The following is a 16,355-nucleotide window of genomic DNA, read 5'->3' as shown; positions in this document are numbered from 1 at the left end:
TTTTTCTGTTAAATTGAAATTCCTTTTGTGATTAATAGAAATTTTTATTCTTCGCATAAATTTATTTTATATCAAATCATCAACGATGATTTCGTATAAATAATCATCAGAAAGAGGCTATTCTATGAATTTTAATACCTATGAAACTCTTGCTTTAGCAGGCTTTGTGCTCTTGCTAGGATACTTTTTAGTAAAACGTATTTCCCTATTAAAAAACTACAATATTCCGGAACCTGTTGTTGGCGGCTTTCTTGTCGCGATCATCTTAACGGTATTATATCAAGGTTGGGGCGTTTCTTTTACATTCGATGACAATTTGCGTTCTTCTATGATGTTAGTGTTCTTTTCATCTATTGGTTTGAGTGCTAACTTTGCCCGATTGATTAAAGGTGGAAAACCCTTAATTATTTTTGTGGTTGCCGCAGGGATTTTGATTGCATTACAAAATACAGTAGGCGTTGCCGGTTCTTTATTGCTTGGTATTGATCCTGCTTACGGTTTGATTGCCGGTTCTGTTACCTTAACCGGTGGTCATGGTACAGGTGCAGCGTGGGCCAAAACCTTCACTGAAACATTTGGCTTACAAGGTGCGACAGAGCTTGCTATGGCCTGTGCGACATTTGGTTTGGTGTCCGGTGGTATTATCGGTGGGCCGGTAGCGCGTCATTTATTGAAAAAAATGCACCGTGATGAAAGCCCGGAAAATGAAGACAATAGCGACATTCAAGAAGCGTTTGAACACCCGACTTTCCAACGTAAAATTAATACCCGTTCATTAATTGAAACCATCACTATGTTGGCGTGTTGTTTGCTTATCGGACAATTCTTAGATGCGCAAACAAAAGGCACCGCACTTGCATTACCTACTTTCGTATGGTGTTTGTTCACCGGGGTGATCATTCGTAACACCTTAACGCACATCTTCAAATTTAATGTGGCGGATGCGGCCGTTGATGTGTTAGGTAACGTTGGGTTGTCTCTATTCTTGGCTATTGCATTAATGTCTTTGAAATTATGGCAATTGGCCGGCTTGGCATTACCGGTAATGGTAATCTTAGCGGTTCAAGTTGTTTTAATGGCCGCATTTGCAATCTATGTGACTTATCGCATGATGGGGAAAGACTATGATGCGGTTGTGTTAAGTGCCGGTCACTGTGGTTTCGGTCTTGGTGCGACACCAACTGCTGTTGCAAATATGCAAGCAATTACGAGCCGTTTTGGACCATCACACAAAGCATTCTTAATCGTACCAATGGTTGGTGCATTCTTTATTGACCTGGTGAATGCCGCCGTATTGAAAGGCTTTATGGTTGTGGTGACATCCCTGCATTAATTGCTAGGTATTTAGTCATAAAAAAGAACCCTATTGAGAAATCAATGGGGTTTTTCTTTGATGGAAATTTTTTAAGTGCGGTCTATTTGAGCGAAGTTTTAGTTATCTTTAAGCAGAATATATCCTTTGCCTCTGACGGTTTTAAACCAAGGTAAGCCATTTTCTCGGCTAGGCAATTTTTTGCGTAAATTGGACATATGCATATCTATAGCACGATCAAAAGGCGTTAACAGCTTATTGAGGATCGCCACACTTAATTCTTCACGAGTCATCAATATATTCGGGCGTTTAACGAATTGGAGAAGCAACGTAAATTCAGTATGGGTTAATTCAATTGGGGTGCTACCAAAAAAAAGTTGCTGGGTTTCCGGATGGAGCGTCAATAAATCAAATTTAATTTGTTCTGATGTTGCGGAATACGGTTCGATAAAGTTGGCTTGTTGCCCGCTCCGACGCAAAAGCATTTTTATTCTGATAATCAGCTCATGAGCGTTAAAGGGTTTTACCAAATAATCATCAGCACCCAGCTCTAAGTACAGGATTCGACTCATCGCATCATTTTGGGCGTTTAAGATGATAATCGGTGTGGAATAGTGTTTCCGGATTTGTTTGAGAGTTGCGATGCCGTTCCATGTGGGAGCAATAACATCTAATAAGATAAGATCGTAAGACAGATCAAGTTGCTGTGCTATTTGATCTGTCTTTGTGATAGTGACCCGGAAACCTTCCAATGTCAGGAAGTTGGCGAGCAATTCAGATAATTCAGTATCATCATCGACAAGTAAGATTTTGGGCATAAAGAAAACCGTGTTTATGTCAATCTATATGATGAAACTTTAAGACTATTACCAGAATTTCCACCAGCTCTTTGAGGGAGCACTTGGTCCGTTGATAATCGTATTATTGACTTCTGCTTGGCCGCTATTTGGTAATGGTTTATCTAAATCGACATTAGTCACAATACCACGTTGGTCAAAGTTGACGACCAATGTATGTTGTTCCGGTGTTTCATAGGCTTTTTGTTGTAGGAAAACGTAGTACCAAGTTTGGTTGCTGTATGGATCGATGAGCACCGGTGTACCTAACAAGTACTGAACTTGCTGTGCTGTCATGCCGGTCTTAACTTGAGCCACAGTTTCTGCTTGCAAGTAGTTGCCTTGCGGCACGTCAATACGATAAACAATTTTGTTAACGCTGGAGCAGGCAGTTACGCTGAGTGCCAAAATGAGTGTGGTGAGAACAGATTTGAATTGCATTTTTGCTTTTTATCCTCTGTAAATAGTTGCAATGATCATACTGAAAGTTTAGTGCATTGCCAAATTAATTCAATGCTTTTAACCGGCGCTGTAATTGATCCCGTAAATTCGGTGGAAGCCCTTTGATGGTTAAAGTATCGGCTGCCTCATCCCAAATGATTCGCTGATCAATTAATTCGGCATCAAAGCTAATGGTAACGCCTTTGCCGGAGCCGGAAAATTTGGTCAACGATTTAAGTGCGGTGCGTACCGGCGGAATATTTTCTTCCAGGCCGTAGTTTTGTTCTTGGGTAAACGCCATAAAAGGTTGCTGGTTTAGAGTCGGCAGCTCATTGGAAAGTTCCGCTAATTCAATTTCTTCTCCACTGTTTAATTGACCTTTGCAATATTCAAATACTTGTTTTTTCACCGCTTGCGTTTGTTCTCGGTTTAATTCGCCTTGGACACAATAATCATCAACCGCTTGTAATAAGCATTGGTTTTGTACTTGCGGATTTAATCCTTCCTCCGCCCCAAGAAAATCCATAAAAAAGTCAGCGATTTTCCGTCCAACGCGACCTTTAATGAAGGTTAAATAGCGGTTTGAATTGGCATTCAGTTGTAAATCCGTCAAGTTAATCCGGGCGGCAATGTCGAATTGAGTAATATCAAGATATTCTGTACGTTGAATTTCTAACTGTTCGTTAACTAGCATACTGATTCTGCTGTCTAGTAATGCGATAAATAAATAGTCGGTGGCTAAAAAGTTGTACTGGCACAGCACCAATGTACCGTTATCGGCAAAGTTATACTTGCTTAATTCGTTGATGAGTAAATGTGTTGATTCATGACTAAAAGGCAGAAAGTCTGTTTCGTTTTCCAGTAAGCGATTTAAACTTTGTGCAAAAATAGATGATTCCTGAAAGATGCCATAGCCTTTAGCTTTATTTTGATAGCCTTGATGAAGTTGTAACATCATTTGTTCCACTTCCGGCGTGATAGCAAGTAATTGTTCCCGCAAAACAGCGGTTAATTGAGGAGAATTTTCAGCTTCTTCATTGGACTTAACGAGTTGATGAAGAATGATTTGTTTAACGGTAATGCTCATAAATTTGCCTCTAAAAAATTTCCGCTATTATAACCGCACTTTTTAACAGAACTAACAAAATATGTTAGGATTAGCGCAATTATCAGTTAATATAAACGGCATTTTAAACCGGTAAATTATCACTATGGCAATCCAATCTAAATATCAAGATAAACAAATCGATGCGATCTTAAATGACATGATTGCAGTGCTTGAGAAACATCAGGCTCCTCTAGACTTATCCTTAATTGTTCTCGGGAACATGACCACAAATTTACTTACCGGCAGCGTAGGCAAACAGCAGCAACACGTCTTAGCGCAAGCATTTTCTGACGCCTTACTCAACTCTATTAAAACAGCAAAATAATTAGCGTATGTGGACATTTAAAAGCAGGCAATATCGTGAAGAAACCTCACAGAAAATTTCTTGGGGTCACTGGTTTGCTTTTTTTAATATTCTTTGGGCTGTTTTTATTGGTGCCCGTTATGCGTTTATCATTGACTGGCCGGATACGCTATTCGGCAAAATTTACTTCTTTATCAGCTTACTTGGGCATTTTAGTTTTATTGTTTTCGCCTTTTATTTGCTGGTCATTTTCCCGCTCAGTTTCATTGTTAAAAACCACCGCACTTTTCGTGGACTGACGGTTATTCTTGCAACTATCGGCAACACTTTGTTGTTGGTGGACAGCGAAGTATTCTTGCGTTTTAACTTGCACTTGTCGTCATTAGTCTGGAATCTCTTAGTTAACCCGGAGAACGGAGAATTATCACGCAACTGGCAAAGTTTCTTTGTGCCGATGCCATTGATTTTATTGGTGCAAATGCTGTTTTCCCGCTGGTCTTGGCAAAAACTGCGTAGCTTAGAACGCCAAAAATGGCTAAAAGCAGTGGGCGTCTTTTTTGTTTGCACCTTTAGTGCAACTCACCTAATTTATGCATGGGCGGATGCCTATTTATACCGTCCAATCACCATGCAACGTTCTAATTTTCCTTTGTCTTATCCGATGACAGCACGTTCCTTTTTAGAGAAACACGGTTTCTTAGATAAAGCAGAATATGCACAACGTCTCGCACAAGAGGGGCGATTAGATGCCTTAGCCATCGACTATCCGAAAAATCCGTTAGTCTTTGCTGAGCAACAGGAAAATACCAATATTCTATTAATCACGCTGTCAGGCTTGCGCCATGATGTGATTGATGCGGAAAAAATGCCGAATTTGGCACAATTTGCAGAGAATTCGACACAATTTATCAATCATTACAGCAGTGGTAATAACAATAATACAGGGTTAGTCGGGTTGTTTTATGGTCTAAATGGAAGTTATACCGACAGCTTGCTCAGCAATAAAACGCCTTCTGTGTTAGTGGAACGTTTAACACAACAACAATATGCGCAAGGCGTGTTTTTTTCTAAAAAGATGGATGCGGGTATTTTCCGTCGTGCCATTTATCCAAAAACGAAGCTTGTTGCGGAGAATGGTAATCAGGCCGCGATTCGTTCTTTCACGCGTTGGTTGGATACCGCAAAAACGCAGAATAAACCGTTTTGGGGGCATTTAAGCTTGAATATCGAACCCAATCTTACGCAAGAGAAATATGAGCAGCAACTGGCAGATATTGATGCGTCATTGGGACAGTTGTTGCCCGAGTTAGATTTGCCAAATACCCTTGTGATTATTACTGCTGAGCATGGCTATACATTCAAAAAATTATCAGAAAAAGAAGAAACAAATTATTTTTCGCGTGATGAAGTGCAAGTACCAATGATTGTTCATTGGAATGGTTTGGCAACAGGGAAAATCTCCAAGTTAACTTCACATGTGGATTTAGTGCCGGCTTTAATGAAGCATATTTTTAAGGTAAAAAATCCAATTGCCGATTATGCTCAAGGACGAGATTTGTTTGATCTTACTTCTAGTTCGGATTGGGTTTTGGTTTCTAATTATCGTTGGAATGTGATTGTTCAACCGGATGGTACGCAATATCATATTGATAACCGCGGAAATTATGAAAAATACGACCGCACTTATCAAAAAATGTCATCCGAAAGACCGCCTTTAGGATTGTTTTTAGAAGCCTTTAGTCAGGAGCGTTCTTTTTTAGAAAAATAATGAAATAGGCGCTGACCGATAGCTAAAATCAATTATATTTTTGTAGCAGCGAGTTTTATACTAGCGCGCAATTCCATCAGGACAAATAAGATGTTATTAATTAAAAATCTGAGAATTTTTCATAACATTGTTCGTTATTTCAATGCATTATCATTGAACCTCTTTCTATTTTCAATTAATAAGCCATCCTCTTCCATGAGGATTTTTTTCTATTTGCTCCCTGCCCGTTTCCAAAACTTACTCATTACGGAGTCGTTATGACCAAAAATCACGTTCGTAGTTTTAAAACTTATATTCGGGATGAAATCATTAAAAAAGGGGGCTGGGTAAATGCTCATGCCCACGCGGATCGTGCTTTTACCATGACGCCGGAAAAAATTGGCATTTACCAAAGTTGCAATTTACAACAAAAATGGGACTTGGTAGATGAAGTAAAACGTACGTCTTCCGTGGATGATTACTATGCCCGTTTCTGCCAATCTATCGAATTAATGATTTCTCAAGGGGTAACGGCTTTCGGAACCTTTGTTGATATCGACCCGGTGTGTGAAGATCGTGCAATTATCGCGGCACATAAAGCCCGTGAAGTTTATAAACATGACATCGTATTGAAATTCGCTAACCAAACCTTAAAAGGCGTGATTGAGCCAACAGCACGTAAATGGTTTGATATTGGTTCGGAAATGGTGGATATGATTGGTGGTTTGCCGTATCGCGACGAGCTAGATTATGGTCGCGGTTTGGAAGCCATGGATATTTTGTTGGATAAGGCGAAATCTTTAGGGATTATGTGTCATGTGCATGTGGATCAATTTAACTCGCCAACCGAAATTGAAACCGAACAACTATGTGACAAAACCATTGAACATGGGATGCAAGGACGTGTCGTGGCGATTCACGGGATTTCTATCGGTTCACATTCTAAAGAGTATCGTTATCGTTTATATGAGAAAATGCGCCAAGCGCAAATGATGATGATTGCTTGCCCTATGGCGTGGATTGATAGTAATCGTAAAGAAGAACTTATGCCTTTCCATAATGCGTTAACGCCGGCTGATGAAATGATTCCGGAAGGGATTACGGTGGCGATTGGTACGGATAATATTTGTGACTACATGGTGCCCTTGTGCGAAGGGGATATGTGGCAAGAATTAAGTTTACTGGCTGCAGGTTGCCGCTTCCCTGATTTAGATGCCATGGTAAATATCGCCAGTATCAACGGTCGTAAAGTATTGGGCTTGGACTAGTTCTTCTCTGATCTCATACAAAAAATACCGAGCAATTGCTCGGTATTTTTTCTGAAAGTGCGGTCATTTTTAGCAGTGTTTTTCTTCTTTCTTCACTTCATCCCAAAGCACATCCATTTCTACTAAGCTTGCATCTTCAAGGCGACGGTTTTGTTGTTTTAACCTCTCTTCGACTTTACGGAAGCGTTGTTCAAACTTTTGGTTAGCTTTACGTAGGCTTTCTTCTGCTTGACAGTGTATATGACGACTTAGATTTACTGTTGCAAAGAGCAAATCACCCATCTCTTCTTCAATTTTTACTTGGTCTTGTGGCTGACGTGCGAGTTCTTGTTTGACCTCTTGTAATTCCTCTTCTACCTTAGAAAAGACCGGCGCGATATTATCCCAATCGAATCCGATTTTTGAGCAGCGTTTTTGTAGTTTTTCCGCCCGCATTAAGGCGGGAAAGGACTGTGGAATATTGTCTAAAATTGACGTATGCCCAAGTGTTTTGTGTTCTTCGGCTTTCATCGCATTCCAATTTTGTAAAGCTTCTTGCTCATTTTTAGCCTGTTTATCACCAAACACATGAGGGTGGCGCCGAACGATCTTTTCGGCTACGTTTTGTACGACGTGGTCAAACGTAAATTTATTTTCTTCCGTCGCAAGTTGACTCAGAAATACCACTTGGAGCAATAAATCGCCCAGTTCTTCTTTTAGATTTTCAACATCATTTTTTTCAATCGCCTCAATGACTTCGTAGGTTTCTTCTTTTAAACAAGAAATCATGGAATGGTAGTTTTGTTTAATATCCCACGGACAGCCATTTATAGGATCGCGTAATTGGGCAATTAATTTTAAAAAGTCGTTTATTGAATAGGTCATATTTTTTGAAAATAGAGAGAAAAAGGAGACAAAATAATAACATAAAAGACATTTAGGATCTTTTTTCTAAAATGTGATCTTGCACATATTTTTTCTTGAAACCTAGTGATACTATACTGATGAAGATTAATTAACCCTGATCGGATAAGGAGTCGATTATGTATAAACATGTATTAGTTGCAGTAGATCTTTCAGAAGAAAGTCCAATTCTCTTGAAAAAAGCGGTGGGGGTTGCAAAACGCCACGATGCGAAATTATCTATTATCCATGTTGATGTAAATTTTTCGGATCTTTATACAGGGCTGATTGATGTAAATATGGTGTCAATGCAGGATCGTATTTCCAGTGAAACGCAACAAGCGTTATTACAATTAGCAGAACAAGCCGGTTATCCGATCAATGAAAAACTTAGCGGTAGCGGCGACTTAGGTCAAGTGTTGACAGATGCTATCGAACAATATGATGTTGATTTATTGGTAACGGGACACCATCAAGATTTCTGGAGTAAATTGATGTCTTCTACTCGCCAGGTGATGAACTCAATTACCATTGATATGCTCGTAGTTCCTCTTCGTGAAGAATGATTACAAAGCGTAGCCAGTTATTAAAAATATTATAAAAACCGACCGCACTTTCACGAATTTAGAGCGTAAGTGCGGTTTTATTTTCTCTATTATTAGAAAATAAAGTGTGCGGTATAAAAAGTTTTTTTATAAATTTCAAAAATATGTAAGAATACAGAGTTACTCCGTGAATTGACGGTATTTAATAAGATTTAAAAGCTAAGGCGTGTACATGAAAACAACAGCACAAATTCGACAGTCGTACCTTGATTTTTTCCATAGTAAAGGGCATCAAGTTGTAGCAAGTAGTTCTTTGGTTCCAGACAATGATCCGACGTTATTATTTACCAACGCAGGAATGAACCAATTTAAAAATGTTTTTTTAGGATTAGAAAAACGCCCTTATACCCGAGCAACTACAGCACAACGCTGTGTACGCGCGGGGGGAAAACATAACGATTTAGAAAATGTGGGTTATACCGCCAGACACCATACTTTCTTTGAAATGTTAGGTAATTTCAGCTTTGGTGATTATTTTAAACAAGATGCAATTCATTACGGTTGGGAATTTTTAACTTCACCACAATGGTTGGGCTTACCGAAAGAAAGATTATGGGTGACCGTGTACGAAACCGATGATGAAGCCTACAACATTTGGCATAAAGAAATCGGTATTCCTGCAGAGCGTATTATTCGTATTGGCGACAACAAAGGAGCGCCTTATGCGTCGGATAACTTCTGGCAAATGGGCGATACCGGTCCTTGCGGTCCTTGTACTGAAATTTTCTACGATCATGGTGATCATATTTGGGGTGGCCCTCCGGGTTCTCCTGAGGAGGATGGTGACCGCTATATTGAAATCTGGAACATCGTGTTCATGCAATTTAACCGCCATGCTGACGGCACAATGGAGAAACTTCCAAAACCGTCTGTGGATACCGGTATGGGGTTGGAACGAATCAGTGCCGTATTGCAACACGTCAACTCCAACTATGATATTGATATTTTTAAAACCTTAATTGCCAAAGTGGCAGAGTTAACCGGCGAGAAAGATTTAGCCAATAAATCATTACGTGTTATTGCCGACCATATTCGTTCTTGCGCTTATTTAATTGCTGACGGTGTGGTTCCTTCCAATGAAGGGCGTGGTTATGTCCTTCGTCGTATTATTCGTCGCGCAGTACGTCATGGGCATTTACTCGGTGCAACAGAAGCATTCTTCTACAAACTCGTCCCAACACTGATTGATGTGATGGCAGAGGCCGGTGAAGAAGTGAAAAAACAGCAAGCGACAGTGGAAAAATTCTTGCGCTTGGAAGAAGAACAATTTGCTCGCACATTAGAACGTGGTTTGACTTTGTTGGATGAAGCGTTAGCCAATGTAAAAGAGAATGTTTTATCCGGTGAAGTGGCCTTTAAGTTATATGATACCTATGGTTTCCCATTAGATTTAACCGCAGATGTTTGCCGTGAGCGTGGTATTGCCATTGATGAAGTAGGTTTCGAGCGTGAAATGGAATTGCAACGAGTTCGCGCACAATCTGCAAGTCAATTCGGCATGGACTATAACAGTGTAATCCGTGTTGACGGGACAACCCGTTTTGAAGGATATACCGAGTCAGAAACACTGGCAAAAGTGACCGCACTTTTCCATGAGGGAAATCCGGTGGAATCGATTTCAGCCGGTCAAAGTGCAGTGGTTATTTTAGATAATACGCCATTCTATGCGGAATCAGGTGGTCAAATTGGTGATATCGGCCGTTTAGAAGGCAATGGTTTTTGTTTTGACGTAAAAGACACTCAAAAATATGGTCAAGTGTTTGGTCATATTGGTGAGCTTACCCAAGGTAGTTTATCTGTTGGGCAGTCTGTAAATGCAGTGGTTGACGATGTTCGCCGTCAACGTATTTCGTTAAATCACTCCGCAACACACTTGTTGCATGCTGCATTACGTCAAGTATTAGGTGAACATGTCGCGCAAAAAGGCTCACTTGTTTCCGATACGTTGTTACGTTTTGACTTTGCTCAACATGAAGCAATTAGCAAAGCACAATTAGCTGAAGTTGAACGTATTGTGAACCAGCAAGTGAGAGCAAATAATCCAATCCAAACTGACATTATGGAGTTGGAAGCCGCAAAAGCAAAAGGTGCTATGGCGTTATTCGGTGAGAAGTATTCCGAACAAGTTCGTGTCTTAACGATGGGTGATTTCTCTATTGAGTTGTGTGGTGGTATTCATGCAAAACGTACGGGAGATATCGGATTATTTAAAATCGTCACAGAAACTGCTGTGGCAGCAGGTATTCGTCGAATTGAAGCGATTACCGGTGAAACTGCGATTGAATGGTTACAACATCAACAAACTTTATTGAATCAAAGCGCTGAATTACTGAAATCGGACGTTAATTCCGTTACGGATAAGATTTCTCTGTTGCAAGATAAATATAAGAAAGTTGAAAAAGAGTTACAAACATTAAAAGAAAAAGCTGCACTTCAGGCTGGTAATGACTTGGCGAAAAGTGCGGTCGAAATTAATGGTGTTTCTGTGATTGTGCAGCAGCTTGATGGTATTGAAGCGAAGTCTTTACGCGCAATGGTTGATAGCCTGAAAAATCAGTTAGGCTCTGCCGTCGTGGTGTTTGCTTCCGCGTTGGATGAAAAAGTTAACTTAATTGTTGGCGTAACTCAGGATCTAACCGCCAAAGTAAAAGCCGGTGAGCTCGTGAATTTAATGGCTCAACAAGTCGGTGGTAAAGGCGGTGGTCGCCCGGATATGGCGATGGCCGGTGGTACTGAACCACAAAATATCAACAAAGCATTATCTGTTTGCTCTGATTGGTTAAAAGCAAATTTGTAATCTTTGTTTCTTGTTAATTAATTATGGGTACTTATGATTTCATGAGTGCCAAAGTACAAAGTATTGTTTAATGTTTGATAGGGATGTTGGAAGCAAAATAGGGAAGTTGGAAATAAACTATAAAAGGTGAGGAGTTTATATGCTGATCTTAACCCGTAAAGTTGGCGAGAGCTTGCTCATCGGCGATGATGTTTCTATCACGATTCTCAATATACGAGGCAACCAAGTAAAAATTGGCGTGCAAGCCCCCAAGGATGTTTCTGTTCATAGAGAAGAAATTTACCAGCGTATTCATCAAGCGAAGGATGAAAACAAAGCATAGTAGCAAATTTCATTTTATGGACAATTAAAATGGAGTAGTTATGAGTAAATTGACTTGCTTTAAAGCTTACGATATCCGTGGTCGCTTAGGCGAAGAGTTAAACGTGGATATTGTTTATCGTATAGGTCGTGCATTTGGGCAGTTTTTGAAGCCTAAAACCATTGTCGTTGGTGGAGATGTTCGTTTAACGAGCAAAGAACTAAAAAGTGCGGTAACAAATGGATTATTGGATTCCGGAGTTAATGTAATTGATTTAGGTGAAACGGGGACAGAGGAAGTCTATTTTGCTACGTCATTTTTGAAAACCGATGGCGGTATTGAAGTTACCGCAAGCCACAATCCAATGGATTACAACGGACTTAAATTAGTACGTGAAGGTTCCCGTCCGATTAGTGCAGATACTGGCTTGGCGGATATTCAACGTTTGGCAGAAGAGAATAATTTTCCACCAGTGATTCAACGTGGTGAATATAAACAGCTTTCCGTGCTAGGCGATTACGTTGAACACTTGTTGTCCTACATTAATTTGGCACAGTTGAAGCCTTTAAAGTTAGTGATTAACGCCGGTAATGGCGCGGCAGGACACGTTATTGACGCAATTGAAGCTCAATTTAAAGCAAAACAAGTGCCGGTCGAGTTTATTAAGGTTCATAACAATCCGGATGGGACATTCCCACATGGTATTCCTAATCCTTTATTGCCGGAAAACCGCCAAGATACGATTGATGCTGTTTTGGCAAATCAAGCGGATATGGGAATTGCCTTTGATGGTGATTTTGACCGTTGTTTCCTATTTGATGAACACGCGAATTTTATCGAAGGCTACTATATTGTCGGCTTGTTAAGCCAAGCGTTCCTGCAAAAAAATAAAGGCGCGAAAATTATTTATGATCCGCGTTTAATTTGGAATACGGTGAAATTAGTAGAAGAAAATGGCGGCGAGGCTGTTATGTCTAAATCAGGTCATTCTTTCATTAAAGAGAAAATGCGTGCAGTAGACGCAATTTACGGCGGTGAAATGAGCGCACACCATTATTTCCGTGATTTCTTCTATTGTGATAGTGGTATGATCCCATGGTTGCTTGTGATGGAACTTGTTTCTGTTACCGGTAAATCATTAGGTGAGCTAGTGAACAATAGCGTGAATACCTTCCCGTCTCCAGGCGAAATTAACAGCAAATTAGCCGATGCGAAAAGCGCCATTGCACGTGTACGTGCTGCGTATGAAAAAAACGCTGTTCGCGTTGATGATATTGACGGTATTAGTATTGAATATCCAAATTGGCGTTTTAACCTGCGTTCATCAAATACCGAGCCGGTGGTTCGTTTGAACCTAGAAACCCGTGGTGATAAACAACTGATGGCGGAAAAAACCGAAGAGATTTTGGCATTACTTCGCCAGTAAAAACACATAAAAAACTTACCGCACTTTTCCGAAGAGAGAAGTGCGGTCTTTTTATATAAGGAAAATAGACATGAAAGCAATTATTCCTGTTGCCGGCTTAGGCACACGTATGTTGCCTGCAACAAAGGCGATTCCAAAGGAAATGTTAACGCTGGTGGATAAACCACTTATTCAGTACGTTGTAAATGAATGTGTTGCCGCGGGCATCAAAGAAATTGTGTTGGTTACCCACTCTTCCAAAAATGCTATCGAAAACCATTTTGATACCTCTTTCGAATTGGAAACGATGTTAGAAAAACGGGTAAAACGTCAGCTCTTGGAAGAAGTTCGTTCTATTGTGCCAAAAGATGTCACCATCATGCATGTTCGCCAAGGGAATGCGAAAGGCTTGGGTCACGCCGTATTATGTGGTCGTCCGTTAGTTGGAGATGAGTCTTTTGCGGTGATCTTGCCAGATGTGTTATTAGCGGAATTTTCTGCGAACCAGAAAAAAGAAAATTTAGCAGCAATGTTAAAACGTTTCAATCAAACGAAAGCCAGCCAAATCATGGTAAGTCCTGTTGCAGCGGAAGCTGTCAGCAGCTACGGTATTGCTGACTGCGGCGGTGTTGAAATTCCACCGGGAGAAAGTGCGAAAATTAATAGCATTGTGGAAAAACCAAGTGTTGATGAAGCGCCATCTAATCTAGCAGTTGTGGGACGTTATGTGTTCTCTGTGGCTATTTGGGATTTGTTGGAAAGAACACCGATTGGTGTTGGTGATGAAATTCAATTAACCGATGCGATTGATATGTTAATTGAAAAAGAAACTGTCGAAGCGTTCCATATGACCGGCGTTTCTTACGATTGCGGTGATAAAATTGGTTATATGAAAGCCTTCGTAGAATATGGTTTGCATCACAATAAACTGGGTGGTGAATTTAAATCTTATTTAAAAGATTTAGTAAAAACATTTTAATTTTGTTGAATAAAAAGGCATCGATAAGATGCCTTTATTTTTTCTATTTTTAGCGCTGGAAATCTAGCAGTCTTCACGGCTAGATTGTTATTTTTATTATTTTTTATTAGAATATCTCGACAATTAATAAGGTTATTTTAGGAATCAATTATGGCGGATTGGAACGGACAATATATCAGTCCTTATGCGGAACACGGTAAAAAAAGCGAACAAGTTAAAAAGATTACAGTATCTATTCCGATTAAAGTGCTTGAAATTTTGACCAATGAACGTACCCGTCGCCAAATTCGTAATTTGCGTCACGCCACCAACAGTGAACTGTTATGCGAAGCATTTTTACATGCTTTTACAGGTCAACCTTTGCCAACAGATGAAGACCTGTTAAAAGAACGTAGTGACGAAATTCCGGAAGAAGCGAAAAAAATTATGCGCGAGTTGGGCATTGATCCGACACAGTGGGAATATTAATTTTTTCACTTCGCATTTTTCGTTTTGCCATCTGCTTTTCTGCTATGATAGAACAAATTATTTTTACTTATTTGTTCTATTATGCGAATACCTCGAATTTATCATCCAACTTCTCTTAATTCACTTACCTCCTGCGCACTTTCTGAAGATGGTGCCAACCATGTCGCTCGTGTTTTGCGTATGCAACCGGGCGATCAACTTGAACTTTTTGATGGCAGTAACCATATCTATCAAGCTGTCATCAATGCGATCACGAAAAAATCCGTTGATGTCGATATTTTGAGTCGTCAGTTAGATGATCGTGAAAGTCCACTTGCGATCCATTTAGGACAAGTGATTTCCCGTGGGGAACGCATGGAATTTACTATTCAGAAATCCGTTGAACTGGGTGTGAATGTCATTACGCCTCTGTGGTCGGAACGTTGTGGCGTGAAATTAGACGGTGAACGCATGGAGAAAAAAATTCAGCAATGGCAAAAAATTGCGATTGCTGCCTGCGAACAGTGCGGACGGAATACCATCCCGGAAATTCGTCCGTTAATGAAATTACAACAATGGTGTGCCGAACCGGATGACGCACTCAAATTAAATTTACATCCAAGAGCCAGTTATTCCATTCGTACTCTGCCGGCAATCTCTAAGGCGGGGGTTCGCTTATTAATCGGTTCGGAAGGCGGTTTGTCCCCACAAGAAATTGCACAAACCGAGGAACATGGCTTTGTGGAAGTCTTATTAGGAAAACGTGTATTACGCACTGAAACCGCAGCGATGGCGGCAATTACCGCCTTGCAAGTGTGTTTTGGTGATTTAGGATAGAGAAAAACGAAATATGATGGATTTACAAGATCATCTCTTGATTGCAATGCCGAATTTAGATGACAGTTATTTTTACCGCTCGGTGATTTATATCTGTGAACATAATGAAAAAGGTTCTATGGGATTAGTGTTAAATCAACCGACAGATTTAAGTATTGCGGAGCTGGGCGCCAAGATGAATTTCATGATGGTCAGCAACCGCACTTATAGCGATAAGTTGGTGCTTGCCGGTGGACCGGTCAATGTCGATCGTGGTTTTATTTTGCATACTAATACTCATGAGCCTTTTGATCACAGTTATCGGGTGAACGACAACCTCATGCTGACGACTTCAGCGGATGTCGTGGATACTTTCGGCACGCTATTGGAGCCGGAAAAATATTTGGTAGCACTTGGTTGTGCGAGTTGGGAACCGAATCAGTTGGAACGGGAAATTATGAATAACTCTTGGTTAGTTGTACCAGCAACCGAGCAGATTTTATTTGATTTGCCGTACGAAGAGCGCTGGCTTGCAGCAAACCAATTGTTAGGTATTGATTCCCATAATTTTGCCGGTCAGGTAGGGCACAGTTAATGGGCATTACGGTTATCGCCTTTGATTTCGGCACAAAAAGTATCGGTTGTGCGGTCGGGCAAAGTATTACCGGCACGGCGCAATCCTTACCCGCATTCAAGGCGCAAGACGGTATTCCAAACTGGGAAGCCATTGAAAAGTGTATTCAAGATTGGCAACCTGAACGACTTGTGGTGGGGTTACCATTGAACATGGACGGTACGGAACAGCCGTTAACTTTACGGGCAAAAAAATTTGCTAACCGCCTTCATGGGCGTTTCAATTTGCCGGTGGAGTTACAGGACGAACGCTTAACTACCACAGAAGCCCGTAGCGAAATTTTTGGGCGGGGCGGTTATCGAGCTTTGAATAAAAGTAAAGTGGACGGTATTTCTGCTTGTTTAATATTGGAAAGTTGGTTTGAGCAATACTGTGAATAAATTGCTTTAAAAAAACACATAAAAAAATCACCGCACTTTTTATCTTTCAACAAAAAGTGCGGTGTTCTTTTAGCGCGTTTTAATAACCGCGAT

17 protein-coding genes are annotated in these 16,355 nt (G+C 40.4%); 13 read left to right on the top strand and 4 right to left on the bottom strand.

From position 1 onward, the window contains the following. Positions 1-124 precede the first annotated feature (124 nt). The gene (gltS, locus tag HMPREF9064_RS00860; RefSeq protein WP_006719641.1) at positions 125-1,333 is read left to right on the top strand and encodes a sodium/glutamate symporter; all 1,209 of its coding nucleotides are present in this window, start codon (positions 125-127) and stop codon (positions 1,331-1,333) included. A 98-nt stretch (positions 1,334-1,431) separates the two neighbouring features. On the opposite strand, the gene HMPREF9064_RS00865 is transcribed toward gltS, so the two are convergent. The 3 genes from HMPREF9064_RS00865 to yejK all read right to left on the bottom strand — a co-directional run bounded on the left by HMPREF9064_RS00865 (position 1,432) and on the right by yejK (position 3,676). Then, positions 1,432-2,130 carry a response regulator gene (locus HMPREF9064_RS00865; protein ID WP_006719638.1) on the bottom strand — a complete coding sequence of 233 codons (699 nt, stop codon included), beginning with the start codon at positions 2,128-2,130 and terminating at the stop codon, positions 1,432-1,434. A gap of 48 nt (positions 2,131-2,178) precedes the next feature. After that, positions 2,179-2,589, bottom strand: coding sequence for an outer membrane protein assembly factor BamE (gene bamE / locus HMPREF9064_RS00870; RefSeq protein ID WP_006719637.1), 411 nt, complete (start codon positions 2,587-2,589; stop codon positions 2,179-2,181). 64 nt (positions 2,590-2,653) lie between these two features. After that, positions 2,654-3,676: a nucleoid-associated protein YejK gene (gene yejK / locus HMPREF9064_RS00875; RefSeq protein WP_006719635.1), complete on the bottom strand. Its 1,023-nt coding sequence runs from the start codon at positions 3,674-3,676 to the stop codon at positions 2,654-2,656. Between the two features lie 124 nt (positions 3,677-3,800). Here yejK and HMPREF9064_RS00880 point away from each other — a divergent pair, with 124 nt between their 5' ends. The 3 genes from HMPREF9064_RS00880 to HMPREF9064_RS00890 all read left to right on the top strand — a co-directional run bounded on the left by HMPREF9064_RS00880 (position 3,801) and on the right by HMPREF9064_RS00890 (position 7,016). Then, positions 3,801-4,022: a YejL family protein gene (locus HMPREF9064_RS00880; protein WP_006719633.1), complete on the top strand. Its 222-nt coding sequence runs from the start codon at positions 3,801-3,803 to the stop codon at positions 4,020-4,022. Positions 4,023-4,029: 7 nt separating this feature from the next. Next, positions 4,030-5,769 (top strand): DUF3413 domain-containing protein, encoded by a 1,740-nt coding sequence (locus HMPREF9064_RS00885; RefSeq protein WP_006719631.1) that lies wholly within the window; start codon positions 4,030-4,032, stop codon positions 5,767-5,769. A 257-nt stretch (positions 5,770-6,026) separates the two neighbouring features. Further along, positions 6,027-7,016 carry an amidohydrolase family protein gene (locus HMPREF9064_RS00890; protein ID WP_006719629.1) on the top strand — a complete coding sequence of 330 codons (990 nt, stop codon included), beginning with the start codon at positions 6,027-6,029 and terminating at the stop codon, positions 7,014-7,016. Between the two features lie 69 nt (positions 7,017-7,085). On the opposite strand, the gene mazG is transcribed toward HMPREF9064_RS00890, so the two are convergent. After that, complete coding sequence (mazG, locus tag HMPREF9064_RS00895) at positions 7,086-7,880, bottom strand: nucleoside triphosphate pyrophosphohydrolase (protein ID WP_006719627.1); 795 nt, start codon at positions 7,878-7,880, stop codon at positions 7,086-7,088. 158 nt (positions 7,881-8,038) lie between these two features. On the opposite strand from mazG, the gene uspA reads away from it, so the two are divergent. The 9 genes from uspA (at position 8,039) to ruvX (ending at position 16,262) form a co-directional block, all read left to right on the top strand. Further along, positions 8,039-8,464 (top strand): universal stress protein UspA, encoded by a 426-nt coding sequence (gene uspA / locus HMPREF9064_RS00900; RefSeq protein WP_006719626.1) that lies wholly within the window; start codon positions 8,039-8,041, stop codon positions 8,462-8,464. A gap of 211 nt (positions 8,465-8,675) precedes the next feature. Next, complete coding sequence (gene alaS / locus HMPREF9064_RS00905) at positions 8,676-11,300, top strand: alanine--tRNA ligase (protein WP_006719624.1); 2,625 nt, start codon at positions 8,676-8,678, stop codon at positions 11,298-11,300. A gap of 139 nt (positions 11,301-11,439) precedes the next feature. Beyond that, complete coding sequence (csrA, locus tag HMPREF9064_RS00910; protein ID WP_006719623.1) at positions 11,440-11,622, top strand: carbon storage regulator CsrA; 183 nt, start codon at positions 11,440-11,442, stop codon at positions 11,620-11,622. 40 nt (positions 11,623-11,662) lie between these two features. Next, positions 11,663-13,027 carry a phosphohexomutase domain-containing protein gene (locus tag HMPREF9064_RS00915; protein ID WP_006719621.1) on the top strand — a complete coding sequence of 455 codons (1,365 nt, stop codon included), beginning with the start codon at positions 11,663-11,665 and terminating at the stop codon, positions 13,025-13,027. Between the two features lie 70 nt (positions 13,028-13,097). Continuing rightward, positions 13,098-13,985, top strand: a complete 888-nt coding sequence (galU, locus tag HMPREF9064_RS00920) for a UTP--glucose-1-phosphate uridylyltransferase GalU (protein ID WP_006719620.1) — start codon at positions 13,098-13,100, stop codon at positions 13,983-13,985. Between the two features lie 150 nt (positions 13,986-14,135). Then, positions 14,136-14,453, top strand: a complete 318-nt coding sequence (gene metJ, locus HMPREF9064_RS00925; protein ID WP_006719619.1) for a met regulon transcriptional regulator MetJ — start codon at positions 14,136-14,138, stop codon at positions 14,451-14,453. An 81-nt stretch (positions 14,454-14,534) separates the two neighbouring features. Beyond that, positions 14,535-15,269: a 16S rRNA (uracil(1498)-N(3))-methyltransferase gene (rsmE, locus tag HMPREF9064_RS00930; RefSeq protein ID WP_032998019.1), complete on the top strand. Its 735-nt coding sequence runs from the start codon at positions 14,535-14,537 to the stop codon at positions 15,267-15,269. 16 nt (positions 15,270-15,285) lie between these two features. Further along, the gene (locus tag HMPREF9064_RS00935; protein WP_032998018.1) at positions 15,286-15,843 is read left to right on the top strand and encodes a YqgE/AlgH family protein; all 558 of its coding nucleotides are present in this window, start codon (positions 15,286-15,288) and stop codon (positions 15,841-15,843) included. Beyond that, entirely contained in the window at positions 15,843-16,262 is a 420-nt protein-coding gene (gene ruvX / locus HMPREF9064_RS00940) for a Holliday junction resolvase RuvX (protein WP_006719581.1), read from the top strand. The genes HMPREF9064_RS00935 and ruvX overlap by 1 nt, the downstream gene beginning before the upstream one ends. The last annotated feature ends 93 nt before the right edge of the window (positions 16,263-16,355 follow it).

The organism is Aggregatibacter segnis ATCC 33393, from assembly GCF_000185305.1.
Classification (GTDB): Bacteria; Pseudomonadota; Gammaproteobacteria; order Enterobacterales; family Pasteurellaceae; genus Aggregatibacter; species Aggregatibacter segnis.
The sequence above is the reverse complement of the archived record's forward strand: the minus strand, read 5'-3'. Positions and strand labels throughout refer to the sequence as shown.

Bases quoted from the DNA above. Each gene is read 5' to 3' on its own strand.
- HMPREF9064_RS00890 (WP_006719629.1), top strand. From the start codon at position 6,027: ATGACCAAAAATCACGTTCGTAGTTTTAAAACTTATATTCGGGATGAA.
- yejK (WP_006719635.1), bottom strand. From the start codon at position 3,676: ATGAGCATTACCGTTAAACAAATCATTCTTCATCAACTCGTTAAGTCC.
- rsmE (WP_032998019.1), top strand. From the start codon at position 14,535: ATGCGAATACCTCGAATTTATCATCCAACTTCTCTTAATTCACTTACC.
- HMPREF9064_RS00885 (WP_006719631.1), top strand. From the start codon at position 4,030: ATGTGGACATTTAAAAGCAGGCAATATCGTGAAGAAACCTCACAGAAA.
- HMPREF9064_RS00880 (WP_006719633.1), top strand. From the start codon at position 3,801: ATGGCAATCCAATCTAAATATCAAGATAAACAAATCGATGCGATCTTA.
- alaS (WP_006719624.1), top strand. From the start codon at position 8,676: ATGAAAACAACAGCACAAATTCGACAGTCGTACCTTGATTTTTTCCAT.
- HMPREF9064_RS00915 (WP_006719621.1), top strand. From the start codon at position 11,663: ATGAGTAAATTGACTTGCTTTAAAGCTTACGATATCCGTGGTCGCTTA.
- gltS (WP_006719641.1), top strand. From the start codon at position 125: ATGAATTTTAATACCTATGAAACTCTTGCTTTAGCAGGCTTTGTGCTC.
- metJ (WP_006719619.1), top strand. From the start codon at position 14,136: ATGGCGGATTGGAACGGACAATATATCAGTCCTTATGCGGAACACGGT.
- mazG (WP_006719627.1), bottom strand. From the start codon at position 7,880: ATGACCTATTCAATAAACGACTTTTTAAAATTAATTGCCCAATTACGC.
- galU (WP_006719620.1), top strand. From the start codon at position 13,098: ATGAAAGCAATTATTCCTGTTGCCGGCTTAGGCACACGTATGTTGCCT.
- HMPREF9064_RS00865 (WP_006719638.1), bottom strand. From the start codon at position 2,130: ATGCCCAAAATCTTACTTGTCGATGATGATACTGAATTATCTGAATTG.
- uspA (WP_006719626.1), top strand. From the start codon at position 8,039: ATGTATAAACATGTATTAGTTGCAGTAGATCTTTCAGAAGAAAGTCCA.
- HMPREF9064_RS00935 (WP_032998018.1), top strand. From the start codon at position 15,286: ATGGATTTACAAGATCATCTCTTGATTGCAATGCCGAATTTAGATGAC.
- bamE (WP_006719637.1), bottom strand. From the start codon at position 2,589: ATGCAATTCAAATCTGTTCTCACCACACTCATTTTGGCACTCAGCGTA.
- ruvX (WP_006719581.1), top strand. From the start codon at position 15,843: ATGGGCATTACGGTTATCGCCTTTGATTTCGGCACAAAAAGTATCGGT.
- csrA (WP_006719623.1), top strand. From the start codon at position 11,440: ATGCTGATCTTAACCCGTAAAGTTGGCGAGAGCTTGCTCATCGGCGAT.